The following is a 17,720-nucleotide window of genomic DNA, read 5'->3' as shown; positions in this document are numbered from 1 at the left end:
ATAGCTATCGGTTTGAGTCGGTTGGCTTAACGGAAGCAACAGTTCTATCCCCAGTCATACTGGCTACTTAGCGGGGATTGTCCGTTACCCACTCTAGCACCTCACTCGCGTGTTCGTCTGGTGGGAAAATTGGATAAAAGACGTGTTCAATACGTCCATCAGAGATGACCAATGTCAACCGTTTCAGGTACTCGTCTCCCTCGATAGTGAACATCGGCAAGTCAAGCTCATTTGTCAACTCCTGCTCGGCATCGCTCAGCATCTCGAAGGGGAGGTGCAGACGGTCACGGGCTTCACGTTGGTACTCACTTGACTGCGTAGACAGTCCGAATACCTCCCCGACTCCATTATCTCGAAGTTCATCGTAATGATTTCGAAACCCGCATGACTCAGGAGTACAGCCACGGGCACCCGGGACGTCTTCCCACCCGTCTGGGATCACGTCTCTGTCTGGCCGCCCGGTCAGTGGATAGACGTAGATAACCGTTCGAGGAGGCAGTTCTTGGAGGTCGATCGTCGTGCTGTCGGTCGCTGGGAGGGATACGTTGGGCATCTCCATCCCCTGGAGATGGTCGGCCGCTCCATCGTCATCCGGTACTGGTAAGTTGTCCGGAAGTGGAAAGTCATTGGACATTGTTCTATAAACGCCACACTACATAGATAAATGTTTGTGGTTTCGAGAAATATTGAATTTGATCCAATATTTTGGATTCTATATGGACATAGTTTAATTACTGACTCACGATGAGCGGGAGGCCAGCACTTGCACAAATTATACTGGTTGATATCAATAACTCGATATCAAACCAGTTCTCTATGCATTGAGAACAGTAGTCTCAACTTCTGTGTTTTGGTGAAGTTGAGACTACAGTGGGTTTAGCGGGCCTATAATGCGTGATCTCGGACGAATCAGTCACAGAAACTGCTTCAGATCGGCTTGCGAGCGGCCATTCCTATCGTATTAACAACCATATCGGTGATTTTCTGAGACTACCGACAGCGTTGCCACTCAAAAACCCGCATTATCCCGGACTGAGTACCTCTCTCTCCGATTCCGGTTTCCTTCTTCAGCGGTGTGAGCGTATTATCGGCCGTCACAATCGGTGAGTGGTCGTACTCACCGGTCAACTCAACCTGCACGAGCAGATCAACTGCTCGCCAAATCGAGTAGAGGAGACTCGCAAACGCGAAGTAGAAGAAGCGGAGCCCGAAATCCGTCGAGGTTGTCGCAGCCATGAATCGCTTAATCGATCTGTAGCCGCTCTCGATTTCCCAGCAATATCCATATTCACTGAGGAAGCTACCACCCCGGTTGGACATGAATACCGAGTACTGCCGGTGATCATCATGCTCGGAGTTCTCTTTGCGTCGGTAGATCAGCGTCGTCTTGTGCCACTCGTTGTTTCCGAGATGGAGCTTGCGGTCTGTTTCGTATCGGTCTTGACCCCGCTGGAGCAACCGTTTGGCCTAGGCTTTTTCGCTGGTCTGCATCCGATTCGGCACGACGTACGAAAGCCCGCGCTGGCTGATCATCTCCCGGACGTGCTGACTGTCGAACTCCCGATCCATCAGTACATTATCGACGTGAACGAGATCCTCGACGGAGTCGAGCAAGTCCTCGACGATTTCCTTGCGTGACTTACCCCGTCGTACTGGCCGCACATCAAGTACAATTGGAACCGCGTTGCCGACCAGCTGGACGGTCACCCACTGGTAGGCGTACTCGTCGGTCTGCTCTTTCGTCCCGATGATCTCGTCCTCGTGGCCCGTCCTATCGCCGGTGAAGGGATCGGCTTCGGTGATGTCGATGGCAACAATTCCCGCCCGGAAGAATACCTCCGTCTCCGCGACCTCGTCCAGCAGTAGACGGACAGCCTGTCGGTACATCTCTCGAATCGCCGGTATTGAGAGGTCGCGGATATGGTCGCTGTGGGCGTGCCCGAGTGGTGTTCGATCCCGTGTGGATTCGTGGATGAAGCTGCGAGCACCCTCGTTGGCGGCCAAGTTCTCGCGGAATTCGAGATAGGTCTGTAAGCCCCAGTAGGCGTTCTCGTGGATCTCACAGCTATCGTCCCGGTTCAGTGAGAGCACCGGGAAGACGACCCGACTGACGTGCTCTGTAATCGTCGCTGCTTCGTCGAGGACAGCTTGACCGTCTGGGTCTGGTTCGTCCTCTTTGTCACCGGGAGATGCAAGGTGACGTTCTGGTTTCCGCGGGACGGCAACATCCGTGTTCTGGGCTTTGATGAGGATGGTCCGCGCAGCTGTCTCGACGGTTTCACGAAGTTCAGCAGTGAACCGTTTGTGCCAGCTGCGCCATAGTATCGATTGATCAGGGATCGTCCTCATTCCTAAGCGCTCACAGAGTGCGGGGTGGCTATCGAGGTACTCCATAAGCGCTGTCTCATGATGCCAGCCGTGGAGTTCTTTCAGGACGAATATCCGAAAGAGGGTATCCATCTCGTAGCGTGTCGAACTCCCGTAGCGGTCGTGGGCCTCGAAGAGAAAGTAGGCTAGTGGAATCGAACAAACGAACTGATCGACTGCATCGTGCTCGTGGTGGGTGAACTAAACTCCCGAGACGACACGAATGTCCGATTCTAATCCGGCGAGTGAGGTTCGATCGTACAACGGCGTCGAGGTATATACTGGCCACTCGACGTACGGCTGTTGGGTGATTCGTCGAAAGACAGTACGTTGTGACCCACAAGTCGCAGCCACTACGAGATGCTGGCCACGATACGCTCAAGAATCCGTCTAACTAATCAGTCTGGGTGAACCACGAATTGCTCGGTACAGAACGTCCTCTTCACGGATGTATCCCAGTCCGCCTGCTATAGCAGGCTCCAAGTTTACTCGATGAGGGACATACCCATGACGTATGAGGTTCGACCTGACGGAGGATCAACGGGCGCTTCGAGATGAGGTTCGAGAATTCACGAAAGAGGAGATTGAACCAAAGTCGAGAGAGCTCGACCGAGAGGAGGAGTACCCGAGCACAATCTTCGACAAACTCGGCGAACATCGTTTGACGGGTGTGACGCTTCCGGAAGAGTACGGGGGCCGGGGTGAAGGCCTCGTCGAACTCGCGTTGATGATCGAAGAACTATCGGCTGGACTCATGTCGGTAGCTAGTACCATCGGACTCCATCTCGGAGTTGCGACAGTCGTCGAGCACTTCGGAACCGAGGCGCAGCGCGAGGACTTCCTTCCGGAGATGGCGTCCTTCGATACTGTTGGCGCACTCGGCTTGAGTGAGGCGAACGCGGGGAGTAATAAACTGGAGATGGAGACCACCGCCGAACGTGACGGGAATGAGTGGGTGCTCAACGGCCACAAGCAGTGGGTGACGAACTTCCTTGACGCGGACTACGTCCTCACGTACGCGAAGACTGGCCCCGAGGAGGACGCACCACATAACATCAGCGCGTTTCTCGTTCCGACCGACGACTTCGAAGTCGAGACGGTGTGGGAGACACTTGGCGCGAACAGTGTCAAATCCCCGCGCGTCTCCCTCTCGAATGTTCGCGTTCCCGATAATCGACTCATCGGCGAGGAGGGCGAAGGCTACGTTCAGCGTGGAGAGATACATACCGGTGTGAACGTCCCAGCTCGCGGTGTCGGTATCGCCCGCGCCGCCCTCGAAGATACGGTGGCCTACACGAGCACCCGTGAGCAGTACGACCAGCACATCAGCGACTTTCAAGGAGTGAGCTGGGAGGTCGGTAGGATGGCCGAACGAGTCGATACGGCCCGGTTACTCACTCTCCGTGCAGCCGACCGTGCCGACCGCGGATACGACGTCACACGCGAGTTCAGTATGGCGAAAATCAATGCCACACAGGCCGCTGTGGACAACGCAAACGACGCGATCCAACTCCACGGCGGTATCGGCTACACGACTGAGTACCACGTCGAGCGGTATCTGCGTGACGCGAAACTCCTCACGATTGCCGGTGGCCCGAACGAAGGCCACAAGAACACGCTCGCTGAGGCCGTCTTCGAGCGACACGACGACTGATTCATTCGAGCATCGGCTGTCTCCCCGTTCACGGAACTGTTATCCGGCTATGGAGGATAGTAGAAACTACGAACACGTACGATGATGTCTTCTGAGGGATCTGACGAAGCACTCCAGGTTTCTATTGGTCTCTGGTACCCCGAGTGCTGGGAAATCGAAATTACGGAGCGTCTCGATATCGGGATTCTCGGCTATGGAATCTACATGACCGGCAGCGAGGTTGCGACGCTTTTCACGATCTACGCGGACGATCACGAATCGGTTACAGAGGGTATCGAAGCCATTCGAGCGTCTGAACACGTTCATTCTGTCTCCCAGATGGCGTCTGGCTTTCGGCAGGCCTCGATTCCAAAGCCGGGAAATGCAACGCGTGAACTCCTCGTCATTCACGATGGGAGAAAGCAGATCAGTCAGCCACTCACCTCTCGCGGATTCGTGTGTGCAGGGCCGATCGACATTCGAGATGGGAGAGAGTATTGGAGTCTCGTAACGAACCATGGCCGGGAAACGGTGCGGATCAAGGTTGATGAAGTTCGTGAGCAGATGAATGCGGAGATAAATGTGCGGAGTATGAAGCGGCAGAACCAGGGAGATGCGCCGACCACACTTCCGGTAGATCAGTTCACGAAGCGCCAGTTAGAGGTATTCCAACTAGCTCGTGAGAGGGGGTACTACGAATACCCGAAGGAAACATCGGCTAGCGCATTAGCGAATGAATTGGGGATTACTACATCAACTCTCCACGAACACCTTCACAAAGTGGAGGCAGTCTTATTAGGGAGAGACGGCCTGACGCGACTCGAATAGTGTCCTTCGAATGTTGTGTTCGCATGCCCTACTGAGCAGTTAATTCAGCCAAGATTCCCTGAACCTCATATCGTATGCATTGAGAACACCGACCTCAACTACTGGATCGGGTACGGAAGATGAGACTAGAGAAAGTACAGAGGTCCCAGAATGCACGATTTGGGGGAATTACTCTCTGTAAGTACTTCAAACTGGAGTTCAGATACCAATTCTGATTACTATTCTACTCTTCCCTGAATTAGCGACCGGGCAAATCAGCGCTACCGCTGATCACCTAGCGTTCATCGCCTCGAAACACGGTTTTTAGCCAACGCCAGTCCGCTTCTTCAACAGGGTGAGCATATTGTCGGCCGTGACCATCGGCGACCGGTCGTACTCGCTTGTCAACGTGAGCTGAACTAGCAGGTCAACAGCGCGCCACATGAGATACCAGATGAGTCTCCAACATACTTTTTGATCCTCACCAATTTTCTGGTTATATACTCAACTTCTGCACCCTTCCAGTGAGATGAGAACATTTTATACAGCATCGTTCAATGGTGGAACATGAGTGTCGAAACGCTGCTTGTCTCCTTGTTGATTGGAGGTGTGCTTGGATATTATTTACCATCTAACCGAACCCAACAGATAGGTGACGGCATCATCTTCACCGGTCTCGCCATCCTTCTCATTGCGATCGGTGCACAACTCGGAGGTGATGACCAAATCCTGCAGGATCTGAATACGATTGGTGAATCCGCATTTGTGCTGTGTCTAGGAAGTGTCATTGGAAGTATCATATGTGTCTACCTGAGCATCGTGATCACATCGATCGTCGACCCCCTATCCGCCTCGTCCGACGAGAACGCAATCACTCGTCAAGCCTCACCATCGGAGCTAGGAGCTGATGGCTTCGATTGGAAGATCACGGCTCTCATTTTCATCTCGCTCGTGGTTGGTCTCGGACTCTCGACCATCGGACTTCCAGAGCACCTGGTCACAAGGCTTGGATCTATCTCCGATTATGCGCTCTTGGCGCTGCTATTCGGCGTTGGCGTTACAGTTGGAAGCGATACCGAAGCCTTGAGTCATATCGTACACATCGGATGGGGCGTGCTCCTGATTCCAGTGGCTGTGGCTGTCGGGAGCATTCTCGGTGGTGTGCTGTTTGGAATGGTTATCAACATGCCCGTCACCCACGCCGCAGCAGTCGCAGCAGGGTTTGGATGGTACAGTTACGCGGGGATTGTCGTGTTTGATCTCGGCGGGATGAAACTGGGCGCGATTGCGTTTCTCGCGAACCTCTTTCGAGAAATTGTCACATTCTTCGTACTGCCAGTCGTCACTAAGTACTTCGGTGGGGTGACAAGTATCGCGCCGGGTGGCGCAACAACGATGGATGTGACGCTCCATTTGATCATCGAGAGCTTTCACGAACTGGCAGATTTGCTGACAATAGAACGCACGGAAATATGATCCACTAATAAGTACTCAACGCGCTCAAGTACGGTTCAATTTAGATTAATACAGTAAGAAACCAATACCGGCTATTGAATATTTTAAAAATTAAAATACATATGTTTATCAAGGCTACAATGCGGTGAAATTTAACGTCGTGTACCAAAACTACAGTGCTGAAACGACTGACTGTCCATTTCGACTACGTCTGGCCCTTGTCTGTAATGTACTGCTTGATCTCGGGAGGATCGTAGGCGGCGAATTGGTCGAGAAGATCCTCCACATCATCTGTAACGACGACCATGTTCCGGTGCTTCTCACTGACAAACCCTTCTTCAACCTGCTGATCGAAGAACTCGACTAATTGGGTGTAGTAATCAGCGACATTCAGAAAGCCACACGGATTGCGGTGGAATCCGAGTTGCGCCCAGGTAAGTACTTCCATTAGCTCTTCGAGCGTCCCGAACCCGCCGGGAAGGGCGATAAAGCCATCAGAGAGTTCAGCCATTCGTTCCTTGCGGGTATGCATTGAGTCCACCACATCGAGGTCAGTGAGGCCGTCGTGAGCGATTTCCCGGTCAACGAGTGCCTGCGGCATCACACCGTACGCCTCACCACCGGCGTCGAGTGTCGCATCTGCGACCGCACCCATCATTCCGACATGTCCACCGCCGTATACGAGGCCGATCTCCCTGTCGGCAAGTGTCTGGCCAAGCGTGCGTGCCGCGTCGAGATAAGTTGGTTTCCGTCCCTCGCTCGATCCACAATAGACACAAAGTCGATCCATACCTGGTGCTGGGTGAAAACGCCCTGTAAAGATAGCGAATCAGCGTGTACGGTTACGAGACAGAAGGACTCTATGAAGTTGTTTGTATTATTTGCCATTCTGAGTGGATAATCATAGTGATTTGTAGGATCCCATCCTCCGAACTTCTGGTTCTTGTTATGGGATTCATCCGAATTCTTGCTGATTCGTTTACCTCTGGTTCCAGTAAGTCGGTGAGCGACAGCGAGTAGTTGAAAGAATCCTTACTAAGCACCGCAGTGTCCACTTTCGGTTGCTGTAGGGATGATATTCAACTCCTCATCGAGCTCGTCGCGACTGCTCATTGACTGGGTTGCCACCCTTCAGTCCACCACCTAGCGTGTGGCATATCACTTTCGAGAGCCGATTCAACGACGGCAGTTACATCAAGGGGACAACGACGCAGCTCGACTTGGAGTGATTTAGGATCCCCTGTAATAACCGCATATTCTGCCCAAGGTGGATTTCGATACCCCTCGACATCCCGATTCCATACATACGGGAGACCAACGCTCCCGGGGTTGAGAAGAACCATCCCTTGATACCGACGGATAAACGGGAAATGCGTATGACCTCCCGCAAGAAGGTGTGCGTCAACGTTTTCGAATAGCTCGTCGAGTCTCTCCTCAGATGTTGTCGCGTGCACCTCTTCGGAATGCGAACGCGGTGACCCATGATAGCAATATAGCCGGATTCCGTCAGGCAGTTCGAACTCGAGAGTCGAGTCGAACGATTGAATGAACGACTTGTGGGCAGCCGACAGCTGGTCAGCACACCAGGCGTCAATTTCGGCAAAGTTCTGATCAGCGTCGGTGAACTCGTCGAGTGAATCATTACTCGGTGGATCCAACAGCGTCTCATCGACGTTTCCTAGCACTACCGGACATTCCAGCTCTTGTAGGTGCTCAAGGGTTCGTACGGGTTGGGGGCCAGTCCCGGCGATATCGCCCAAGCAGATGATTTGGTCTACTGAGTCACGCTCAATGTCGGTTAAGATTGAGTCGAGTGCAACTGCATTCGCGTGGATGTCCGAAATAATGGCGATGGTCATACGAACAGAATGATGGTTCGATCCATAAAATTCTACCATCCTCCACCACTGGATGCCGGAGTTGAGACTGGGGCGCTCAATGCACGAGCGAATAACCTGCAAAATCCGCTTTTTCGGACGTAGGAGGATCTTTAAATGGTTTCTGGTCGCAAAATACTTTTTCAGTTGGTCTTCACACCTATCAGTATGTTTCCCACAGTGATTGAGACCGATCAGCTCCGTCTCGAGCAACTCACAGAGGCGGTCGACCCCCTGGATGTCTATGAGTACTACGCGAATAGCGAGACGATTGCAGAAGAAACGAAATATATATCCTGGGATCCGCACCAGACACTTAAGGAGACGTGGGACGCCTTCGACACCTTCGAAGAACGCTGAGATTAGGCTGAGGATGCTGTTTATGGGATCTTCCCGCGTGAGTCAGAGGATGGAGCGAACGAATTTGCTGGGATGACTGGACTCCATCTCGACTGGGAGAAGCGAACGGGCAACCTGGGGATTTGGTTGCGCAAACCATTCTGGGGCCGAGGCTATTCTGGCGAGCGAGCTGGCGCACTCATGCAGCTCGCATTCGATCGGCTTGATCTCGAACTGGTGGCAGTGGGCCATCTGCCGGCGAATACCCGGTCAAAGCGCGCGATTGAGAAGTACATGGAGAAATACGGCGGGCAGTACGAGGGCTGCCTTCGCAACTGGCTTCCAGAGGATGACGGAGTCAAGGACATGCATCGGTATTCTGTGAGCCAAGCAGAGTGGCGTGACGTTGTTGGTGAGGAGCGCGAGGTGAGTTTCTCTGATTGACAATTTGAGGTTTTGAGGTTCATGAATATAGAAAGCAGATACAGAATTTATTCCACAGTGGCTTGTTGGGCCTGTTGGGCGGCGTGTTGAAACATGCCGGCGTCAGTCAAATGCTGATAATACACACCAAGTCCGACAGCACCAAGAATATTTGAGATTGCGACGGCCCAAAAGACGGCTGGCATACCATAGCCAAGAAGGAGTCCACCAGCAGCGGCAATTGGGAGTCGAATCGCCCAGAACTGGACGATTGATGATATCATACTAACCCGTGTTCGCCGGGCACCATTAAATCCGGCCTGGAGCAGATATACTGCTCCAAGTGCTGGGTATCCGATCGCAAGTACTCGCAGGAACTCGACCGCAAAGGACGTGGCTTGCGGATCAAGCGTCGGTGCGATCATACCTGCAATAGCTCCTGGAATAAACCACTGGATAATGCCAATCATGGCAAGTAATCCGCTAATGAGGGCAACACCGAACCAGGTTGCACGGAAGGCACGATCAGGACGATTTGCCCCGACATTCTGCCCGACAACGCTCTGTGCGGCCTGTTGGAGTCCAAATGCAGGGATAAACGCGATCGAGGAGACTCGGGTGCCGACGATGTATGCAGCGAGTCCGGCTGTACCACCGATTGTGAAGACGACAGCGACGATGACGAGGCGAACGAGTTGTCGAGACCCGGTCTGTAGCGCTGATGGAAGGCCAATATCGAGCAATTCACGATACTCATCAAGATCATAGTGAATTGCCTGTCGAGAGAGAATTCCCCCGCTGCGGCCTTGGAACACGAAGAGAATTGCAAGTAAGAACCCGGCCGTATAGCCTGCAACGGTTGCAAGTGCAGCACCTCGAATGCCGAGTGCTGGAACAGCTCCCACGCCGAAAATCAAGATTGGGTCGAGCACTAGATTCACAATCACTGTTGCGATACTGATGTACAGAGCCGCACGTGAATCACCTCGGCCAACAAACGCCCCCTCCAACGCATCACTCATCGCTGCGGCCACAACTCCTAGAGCGATCGTTCCGAAGTACACGGTTGCCAACTGGGAGACGTGCGTCGCAACGCCATCCGGTCGAGCACTGAGAAGTAATCCAACGAGCGGACGAGCGCTGATAAATGCAAGCACTCCGATACTCAGCCCGCAGGCAAGGGCGAGTGTCACCCCGGTATATGCGGCGACTTGTGCGCCCGTTTTGTCATTATTTCCGACACGTTGAGACACGAGGACTTGGGTTCCGACATACGGGGCGATCAGCACAGCTGCGTATAACAAGCCAACTAATGGGAAGGTGAGGCCGACTGCAGCAACCGCATCCCCACTGAGTCGTCCGAGCCAAAAGAGATCCACAACTTGTTGAACCACTTGCACGATATTCTGAACGAGCAACGGAAGCGCTAAGACAACCAATGCTCGAATAAGTGGCCCCTCGGTGATATCGTCAGATGACACGTCCCACATGTGCTCTGAGTACAAATGACATAGATGTTAATACTTGCTAATTATGAATGAGCAATTCAAACGGTAGTATAAGAGTAAGTAGGTGACAAAATAGCTTTGAAGATTCCGTTATACGAGAATCATACCAACGATCAGAATATGCTATTTATTAGAATTAAAGCATCATCAACCGATATTCTCACCGAATACAGAATTACTTTCGACTACGGAGTAGATTACTCGCAATCAGTGGAGTCGAGTGAGGGAAGCGGTTCGATCATGTCTTCACCGTGTGACCAGGAGAGAAGACCGTAGTCTGCAAGGCGGGGGAGATGCTCATGTTCAAGGTTCAGACGCATTTGCTCTTGCTCTGAATGTGTGACCTCCGTGAGCGGTACATCGTTACTCTGGCTTACGAGCTCCATCGCTAATCGGGAAAGGGGAACTGCAGTATCTTGCTCGATGAGGTGGAGAATTAGGTGACGTCGCTGTTCATTTGCGAGTGCTTTATACACTTCATCTGACGAAGAAAGCAGTATGTCAAAGTCGACCGACTCAACCAGTCGTAGTAACTCAATCAGTTTATCTCCCCCTCCTCCTGATGTGTCGGTCATAGTCGGTCATAATCGGGGGACGAATATGAATGGACTGATTTTTGTATTCGCCACCTGATTCATATTACTACTCATGAAAATGTAAAAATGGATGTGGATTTAACAATATTGTGGTCATTTACTAGAATTCAAGAGAGTAATATAATTTAATATAATAATAATTAGTAAAATCATCGCATAATTAATATTATGAATTCAATAATATACGTGAGAGCTCGAATACCGCGTATTTTGGGAAATGATTATGGCCGTCCAATCCCTAGCCAAATAAGTACACGATTAAACGTACTATTTCTTGACTATCACGTGGCTTTTTGCTTCTCGCGCTCTAGCGGTACAGAGTACTATGAGTATAGAGGGAGATGAGGACACTAGTCCGTTCCTATGTGGGGTAGAAACGCCTCTGAAGATACAGTACGACCGGCAAAACAATCATTCCTTGAGTGCAACCATTGTTCAGAAGATGATTGAGGCGGCCGGAGTCGATTCCACAGATGTTCCTGAATCGTTTTATGAAAGTATTGATCCAGGTGCCTTAGAGGATCTATTTCGGCCGCAGATGGATGGAACGCCACGGAAGAAGGGCAAAATATCGTTTTCTTTTGCTGGCCATTATATTACCGTTCAAAGTAATGGACAAATCACTGTTGAATCTGAACTCGGCCGGCTGAAACGGACGGGTGGTAACATCTTGCTCACGGGTGATGTGCCAGAGGAGGTTTTTGATCAAATGAGCATCCAACTTCTCGGTGATCGCGCGTTTGATCGAACGTTTTTCTTTGCACAATACGGTGGGGACGTAGATGTCGCACAGACCCGACTTTCAATTGCTGAGACTCGCCCCGATCGCGCTCATATCCTGACACACGAGACAGTTGCTCGTTCGGCAGTGGACGCACAAGTTAGTCAGTCGAGTCAGATGCCCGTTTCGTCTGTATCAGGTAACCTCAAGGAGTTTCAGGCTGCAATTCAGGATCAGTTGTTTGATTTACAAAGACAGCGAAACGGATTTGATCCTGCTGAGCTCCGATTCTGCTTCGATTCTCTTCAATTGCTTCTCGAACAGGAAGATATTGAGACTGCTGAACAATTCGTCACAGCGATCACCGAAACCGTTGAAGATGTTGACGGATTGGGACATTATATTCTTCCCAACCCATATGATTCGCGCACTGTGCAAGCAATCCGATCGACATTCGATGTTGTCATCGAACTCAAGTTTTCTGTGAAGGTGCCTGAACAACGATGGCATTTGCAAGATACCGACCACACGACAAAGTGGTTCCCGCTTTAGTACTGTCCGCCCGAAAAATACGTTTGTATCCATATATAGGTACCTCTATAATGAAAAAGGAAGTTTTTCCGGATGTTTTCCATTGAAATTCAGCGGAGGGAATGTAGATGAAGCCAGTATTTCGTCCATCTGAGGATGAACTTGGTGTAACGATCATTGATCCGATTCAGCGACGCCAATATCCACTTCGAACATCAACGAATGTTCGACCTGATCCGAGTGGTGATGACCGGTTTTATTTTCCTGTAGATAACGCAGCTGAGATCGTGACCGATAGACTCAATTTACCTTTTGTTGTGATCTCTTATGTCCGTGATTTAAACGGGGAGATTCTTGTCGAAGCAGAAGATTATGCGTATGAACAACTCCCAAAGTGTGAGTATATTATTGAGCTGTGTGCACCTATTAAAATATACATTAGAGTCAATAGTGAGCTGGTAATCGCTTCGTCGGCAGAACGGATGGAGTTCGATTTTGGCTCAGAGACCCGTATTCAAATCGGGGCACGTTCATACCACAGGCGCCCTGGAGCAACAATAACGACAACCGCTTCGCCCCGCGATATCATGGCAGCTATTTCAACGTTCGGTTCGGCGCTGAAAACGACAAGTTGTGAGCGGTCGCTACCCTCATTTCGCGGTCATCCTCCTCGGATACAGCTCGATGAGGAACTACATATTCCGGATGAGATTTCACCGCCAGAGACGGGAGTCCGTATCGAAGTTCCACCAATAACCGAGAAGATTTATCCAGTGAGCACACTCGCATACTATCTCGGGGCAACTGTTGTTCCGGGTAATGAATCTCGACTCGCTACGGACGATGGATTTACTCATATTCTCGACCATCCATCGAGAGGATTCGAAGGTGAAGTCGAGCGGGTACTCAAGCAATTGTTTTTCCTCGACTGTATCACCCGTACGGAAGGATATTATCAAGTTGAACTCCATGAACGAAACACAATTGAGGACAAAACCGACTTACGATTTGAGAAACTCTACCACAAATCCCTCTCAGAGCAGCTTCCCACTTATTTGAATATCCCGTTCAATGTCATCCAAAAACAGATGCCGACATGGTCACTAGTGACTCATGTAACGGACAAGGAGGAGAACATTGAAAGCCTCCCGTATCTCGTTAACAACTTTTCGATCATTCAGTCCTCCGATAAGAAATCTGACCTCCAAAAAACGTCCACCACTCCGCAATCGATCGAACGATTTCTACGCGGTGTGAAAACGAAACAAAGAGGAACTGTGAACTCGGACTATCGTTCTTACGTCGCGCCAAGTCAGACGGAAGCACTCGAGCAAGCTTGGCTCGGTTCAGGAAAACCAATTGGTGCGAACAAGGTACTGAAGAGCGGATTTGAGAATCGTTTCAACAGACCCTCTTCAACTGATGCGATCAACATCACCGTCGTCTGTAATGATGATGAGATGAGTTCCGAATACGACGATGGAGATGATTTGTATGGTGAGCGTGACGAACTCGAATTCGACATCGATGTCCATAGGAACACTTCTGTGGAAGAATTGAAAACGATACTCACGAGTAAAACGGATTTCCTTCACTATATTGGCCACATAAAGGACAACGAATTCATTTGTCGAGATGGTGGGCTTGATGCGAGAACACTTAATAATACTGCAGTCGACACGTTTCTTTTGAATGGGTGTCGATCATACAAACAAGGAAAACAACTCATTGAACTCGGTAGTATCGGAGGGATAGTCACGTATAATGCAGTTGGGAATGTGAGCGCGACTTCGGTTGGACAAGTTGTGGCTCGCCTTCTCAATAGGGGATTTTCTCTTCGATCAGCCCTTACAATCGCCCGTAACTATCGAATTGTTGGGAATGACTATCTCACTGTTGGTGATGGTAGTATCGAAATTACACAAAGTGAAAGCGGAACCCCAATGATATGTGAAATAAACCGGGATGATTCTAAAGATGGTTTCAGGGTAAATTGTATTACTTATCCTACTCTCGCCCTAGGCATGGGAGCATTTTACACGCCTTATATCGAACATATTGACACGAATTATTTAATCGGAGGTAATCTACCTACTTTTACGCTTTCATCAGAGGTTCTAACTCGATTCCTCAGATTAGAACCATTCCCAGTTATTATTAATGGCGATCTTTTCTGGTCAACTGAAATAGATCTAAGTGAGATCTAATTTATCCAACCGTTCCGCCGTGCGCCGCCGCCGCGTTCCCAGTTTGGGTGAGCAGCAGGCAGATGGTGAACAGGACGCCAGCCATTCGGGGATTTTCCGCGAGATACGCCGTTAACGACTCATTACTCTGTGTCATTGCAACCGTTTCTTGGAAAGCACTTGGCTTATCTTTTGCTAATCGATGTAGAGGGGAAAGAAATTGCAATTTTGGCGTCATTACCGAGAGAAACCGATCCTTTCCGAATAAGCACTTCTGTAAAGGCTATATTTCCGATCCTACAGACGTTCGTATCGATCTCTCTTCCTCTAACAAACTTCTTGCCAATTATATAAGGAGGTTCTCTTACTTTCTTCACTGTTTATATGAGTAAGCGCTGTTTACCGTAGCGATAGACCTTTCTTAGGCGAATACCCTTTCTTGTAATACTGTCCCCTTTGTTGTGTCTGATCAAAAATGTGGTCTCTCGTTGAGAACCAGGAATGGCCGTTTATATTCTTCGTTTCTAAATCTTTAATCAAATATATTATAAAAGGTAAAAAAGACTGTAGCCTGCGCGAGATATTATGATCAGGGAAGTCGGACTAAGAATACTTGTCTTGAGAGTCTGTGTAGGGGAGAAGACGTCAATCAGTCTTTCACTGTTGACGTCTCAAAACCACTGTGACCGCTTGCACAGCGATATAGGAGATTACTACTGGCAGGGTCGTGAGGAGCGCAAACACCATGATCATCATGACTACTGTTGGCGCGTAGCTGAGTAGTGTTCCGACCCATACGAGGCCGAGTAGTGCAGCCACGATCAGCAGAGCAGCTTTGAACAGCTGCCGCCAATTCGCTCGCACGTAGTCGGCCATCGAGCCGACCAAATAGTTCTCGTATTGCGATCCTTGCTCGAACAGTTGTTTCATGTGATTTGCTCCTTTTGATGGTTCAGCTGAGTGCCGTGGTTGGCTAGCGATGCGATTGTCTCCGGGCCACGTGGACGACTCACAGCGATGCCTCTCATGAGACCACCGCGTTCCTTTATAGCGGTTAAGCGCCATTTCGCTACCGTGGACGAATTAGCGAATTCGGTGCGTCAGCTCTGACATCGGGTACTCACTCCCCGGTTCACCACTGTCGGACATGGTGAGCCGATTTGCGTGCAAAGCCCCAGTTGTCATACGAACACCCGTACTATGCGAGTTGGATCCCGATTCCACGTCGGAGTTGTCTATACGAACGGGAGTAGCAGACATGGTCGTCTGCTTCATTCGACCGTGCCGTGTGCGATTGGGGCTGATCCGTCATCGGTTGTCGCTTCGTCTCCTTGCTATCAATGCGACATGAGCCTGAACTTGCTTGATGAACAGTACTATCGAAAAGAACCACGCCAGTTCTCCCTGACGTCCTATCCGAACTCACTCTCCAGTAATTGCTGAGGGTGACTTCAAATCGAGCAGGCCAAAGACAGGTGCCCTATGCGATCCGAGCAGGGATGAACTAAGCGTGGAGGTGAGTTGCGACCGAAGAGTCACATATCCTACCACTCCTGTTGATCCCACGATCGCAGGTGAAGACGTTCCGGATCACGCTAGAGGGCACTCCGGATAGAGGCGGTGCTGTTAGCGTCAACAGCACGCGGTGGGTGTGGTAGGTGAGTGATCATCAGTACGCGTCACCTCATGTTGCTTGGCGATCACAGCCAAGCGGATGACGTAACCCTAATGATTAGAAGATGAATAATAAAACTTCCTCGTTACTTGCTACCACGCAACGAAGATCGCCGAGTCGAGAAAAAGAATTTTATTGAAGTCTTTTGGCTATCAGTCCACAATATTATCAAAGTCCAGTTTTTCGATAGGGTTCTAGAACGATTTCCGATAAGACTTCTATTTACGAAGGTTCTTTCTCGGTTCTATAAGGGGCGGTGGTTCGTGATGAAGGTGTGACGACGGTGTCAGTATAGTTCGAAACGTGAGTGGTTTCGGGGCTTATTGGGTTGTCTCACGTTCGTCGGGGCGAACCTCTTGATAAGTTATCCCGACATCGACCTCCATGTTAGTGAGTGCCAAGGTTGTTTGGAAAGCGGCAAGGGAATTGAGCGGTGACTCTCGACAGATGAACACGAATCCCGAACGTGGGAGTAATTCGGTAAACGTGCGTCAATAGTGTAAAAGCATGCCTCTCACGTTGTCGGATGAAGGCTGATGGGTTTCTCTGTGAGCGAGCCGAGTTCCTTCCCCACCCGACAAAGCGTGTTAGTTACTCTCATGCTTAGGCACTTTGGCCACGTGACAGCAATGAGGATATTCTTCACCCTCTGGATTCATGTTACTGGAGCACACACTCCACACTCGTGGGGAGAGAGTTTGCCTGTCTACACGCAACCCACTTCCCCACGCTTCCCCCTATTGCATCGATTTATCGCGTGCTCCAGTCGATCAGCGTCGCTCTTATCAACAAAACTCGGTAGTTAACCTACCTCTGTGTGATTAAGATGTCAGCCACACGTCTGACTGATTTTCTTGTGACGACTGGCGCAATCGCCTGGTAATGAAGAACATTACCGTCCAACTCAACGAAAGTACCGTCGAGCAGTTGGATCAAGTTGCTGAGACTAACGGTAATTCACAAAGCGAGTACGCCCGCAATCTCGTTGTATCTCATGTCTAACTTCAAGACAAATAATTAGCTAGAATGTACACCTCTCACAAAGTAGGCTGTTTTAGTAGCCGTGAGGTGTTCATCGGTTCTGGCGGTGAGCTGCTACCGCCTTTGCTCTTCAAGAAAGCGATAGCCAACCAATGAGACAGAGAGCATAACACTGCTGGCGAGTAACGCATCGATTATTGTGGTTCGGAACCACAACCCCGTGACGAACACGGCCTCACCGAGTGTGGCTGCAACGAGCACCGGCGTGTACGGTACGAGCCGATCGCGAAGCGAAACAAGAATCTGTGATTTGTGTTCAGTCTTGGTGGAACAGTGGTTCCTCATAGGATAACTTTCGAGTAAAATCGCATTAAGTAATTACGCTAGTTACTTAAATTAGGTGCTGTCTATGAGGATGTTGTGATCAGCTGAGATTTAATGTCCGCACAGGTCGAGAATCGCTGTTTCCGGCCCCAAGATAGATATTGACCGAACCGGCGTGCTACACTTCGGACACTTTCGAGTATCATCGTCCACCATTAACAGCAGTCCTCAGGCGCATCCTTCCGCGTGACCTCCGCCCAGCAAGACTCACACCGCCAGTAGTACAAAGCCATCTCT

Annotated in this window: 14 protein-coding genes and 1 pseudogene; 7 read left to right on the top strand and 8 right to left on the bottom strand. The window is 50.4% G+C overall.

Annotation, left to right across the window (positions count from 1 at the left end):
• Positions 1-67: 67 nt before the first annotated feature.
• Together LIW51_RS36890 and LIW51_RS36885 are read right to left on the bottom strand one after the other, a co-directional pair.
• On the bottom strand, positions 68-634 hold the full coding sequence (locus tag LIW51_RS36890; RefSeq protein WP_227380590.1) for a peroxiredoxin: 567 nt from the start codon (positions 632-634) through the stop codon (positions 68-70).
• Positions 635-990: 356 nt separating this feature from the next.
• Positions 991-2,721 (bottom strand): annotated as a pseudogene (locus tag LIW51_RS36885) (transposase).
• Between the two features lie 160 nt (positions 2,722-2,881).
• On the opposite strand from LIW51_RS36885, the gene LIW51_RS36880 reads away from it, so the two are divergent.
• The 3 genes from LIW51_RS36880 (at position 2,882) to LIW51_RS36870 (ending at position 6,283) form a co-directional block, all read left to right on the top strand.
• Positions 2,882-4,021, top strand: a complete 1,140-nt coding sequence (locus tag LIW51_RS36880; protein WP_227380589.1) for an acyl-CoA dehydrogenase family protein — start codon at positions 2,882-2,884, stop codon at positions 4,019-4,021.
• A gap of 81 nt (positions 4,022-4,102) precedes the next feature.
• Complete coding sequence (locus LIW51_RS36875; RefSeq protein ID WP_227380588.1) at positions 4,103-4,828, top strand: helix-turn-helix domain-containing protein; 726 nt, start codon at positions 4,103-4,105, stop codon at positions 4,826-4,828.
• A 546-nt stretch (positions 4,829-5,374) separates the two neighbouring features.
• Positions 5,375-6,283 (top strand): LysO family transporter, encoded by a 909-nt coding sequence (locus LIW51_RS36870; RefSeq protein WP_227380587.1) that lies wholly within the window; start codon positions 5,375-5,377, stop codon positions 6,281-6,283.
• Between the two features lie 184 nt (positions 6,284-6,467).
• On the opposite strand, the gene LIW51_RS36865 is transcribed toward LIW51_RS36870, so the two are convergent.
• A complete protein-coding gene (locus LIW51_RS36865; protein ID WP_227380586.1) occupies positions 6,468-7,052 on the bottom strand; it encodes an LOG family protein in 585 nt (194 codons plus the stop codon).
• A gap of 319 nt (positions 7,053-7,371) precedes the next feature.
• Positions 7,372-8,121, bottom strand: a complete 750-nt coding sequence (locus LIW51_RS39780; RefSeq protein WP_227380812.1) for a metallophosphoesterase family protein — start codon at positions 8,119-8,121, stop codon at positions 7,372-7,374.
• A gap of 186 nt (positions 8,122-8,307) precedes the next feature.
• On the opposite strand from LIW51_RS39780, the gene LIW51_RS39775 reads away from it, so the two are divergent.
• Together LIW51_RS39775 and LIW51_RS39770 are read left to right on the top strand one after the other, a co-directional pair.
• Entirely contained in the window at positions 8,308-8,499 is a 192-nt protein-coding gene (locus LIW51_RS39775; protein ID WP_368411917.1) for a hypothetical protein, read from the top strand.
• A 72-nt stretch (positions 8,500-8,571) separates the two neighbouring features.
• Positions 8,572-8,922, top strand: coding sequence for a GNAT family N-acetyltransferase (locus LIW51_RS39770; protein WP_368411916.1), 351 nt, complete (start codon positions 8,572-8,574; stop codon positions 8,920-8,922).
• A gap of 47 nt (positions 8,923-8,969) precedes the next feature.
• Here the strand turns inward: LIW51_RS39770 and LIW51_RS36850 are convergent, their stop codons facing one another.
• The gene (locus LIW51_RS36850; RefSeq protein WP_368411915.1) at positions 8,970-10,319 is read right to left on the bottom strand and encodes an MATE family efflux transporter; all 1,350 of its coding nucleotides are present in this window, start codon (positions 10,317-10,319) and stop codon (positions 8,970-8,972) included.
• Positions 10,320-10,606: 287 nt separating this feature from the next.
• Positions 10,607-10,984, bottom strand: coding sequence for a DUF7344 domain-containing protein (locus LIW51_RS36845; RefSeq protein WP_227380584.1), 378 nt, complete (start codon positions 10,982-10,984; stop codon positions 10,607-10,609).
• A gap of 463 nt (positions 10,985-11,447) precedes the next feature.
• Here LIW51_RS36845 and LIW51_RS36840 point away from each other — a divergent pair, with 463 nt between their 5' ends.
• Together LIW51_RS36840 and LIW51_RS36835 are read left to right on the top strand one after the other, a co-directional pair.
• Positions 11,448-12,278 (top strand): DUF7504 family protein, encoded by an 831-nt coding sequence (locus LIW51_RS36840; protein WP_255767739.1) that lies wholly within the window; start codon positions 11,448-11,450, stop codon positions 12,276-12,278.
• A gap of 107 nt (positions 12,279-12,385) precedes the next feature.
• Entirely contained in the window at positions 12,386-14,464 is a 2,079-nt protein-coding gene (locus LIW51_RS36835) for a hypothetical protein (protein ID WP_227380582.1), read from the top strand.
• A 1-nt stretch (position 14,465) separates the two neighbouring features.
• Here LIW51_RS36835 and LIW51_RS38915 read toward each other — a convergent pair whose 3' ends face one another.
• The gene (locus tag LIW51_RS38915; RefSeq protein ID WP_255767738.1) at positions 14,466-14,600 is read right to left on the bottom strand and encodes a DUF7503 family protein; all 135 of its coding nucleotides are present in this window, start codon (positions 14,598-14,600) and stop codon (positions 14,466-14,468) included.
• A gap of 500 nt (positions 14,601-15,100) precedes the next feature.
• Positions 15,101-15,373, bottom strand: a complete 273-nt coding sequence (locus LIW51_RS36830) for a hypothetical protein (protein ID WP_227380581.1) — start codon at positions 15,371-15,373, stop codon at positions 15,101-15,103.
• Positions 15,374-17,720: the final 2,347 nt, after the last annotated feature.

This window comes from Haladaptatus halobius, assembly GCF_020618475.1.
In the GTDB taxonomy this organism is placed as follows: domain Archaea; phylum Halobacteriota; class Halobacteria; order Halobacteriales; family Haladaptataceae; genus Haladaptatus; species Haladaptatus halobius.
Note: the sequence above shows the minus strand (reverse complement) of the source record. Positions and strands in the feature narration are given on the sequence as shown.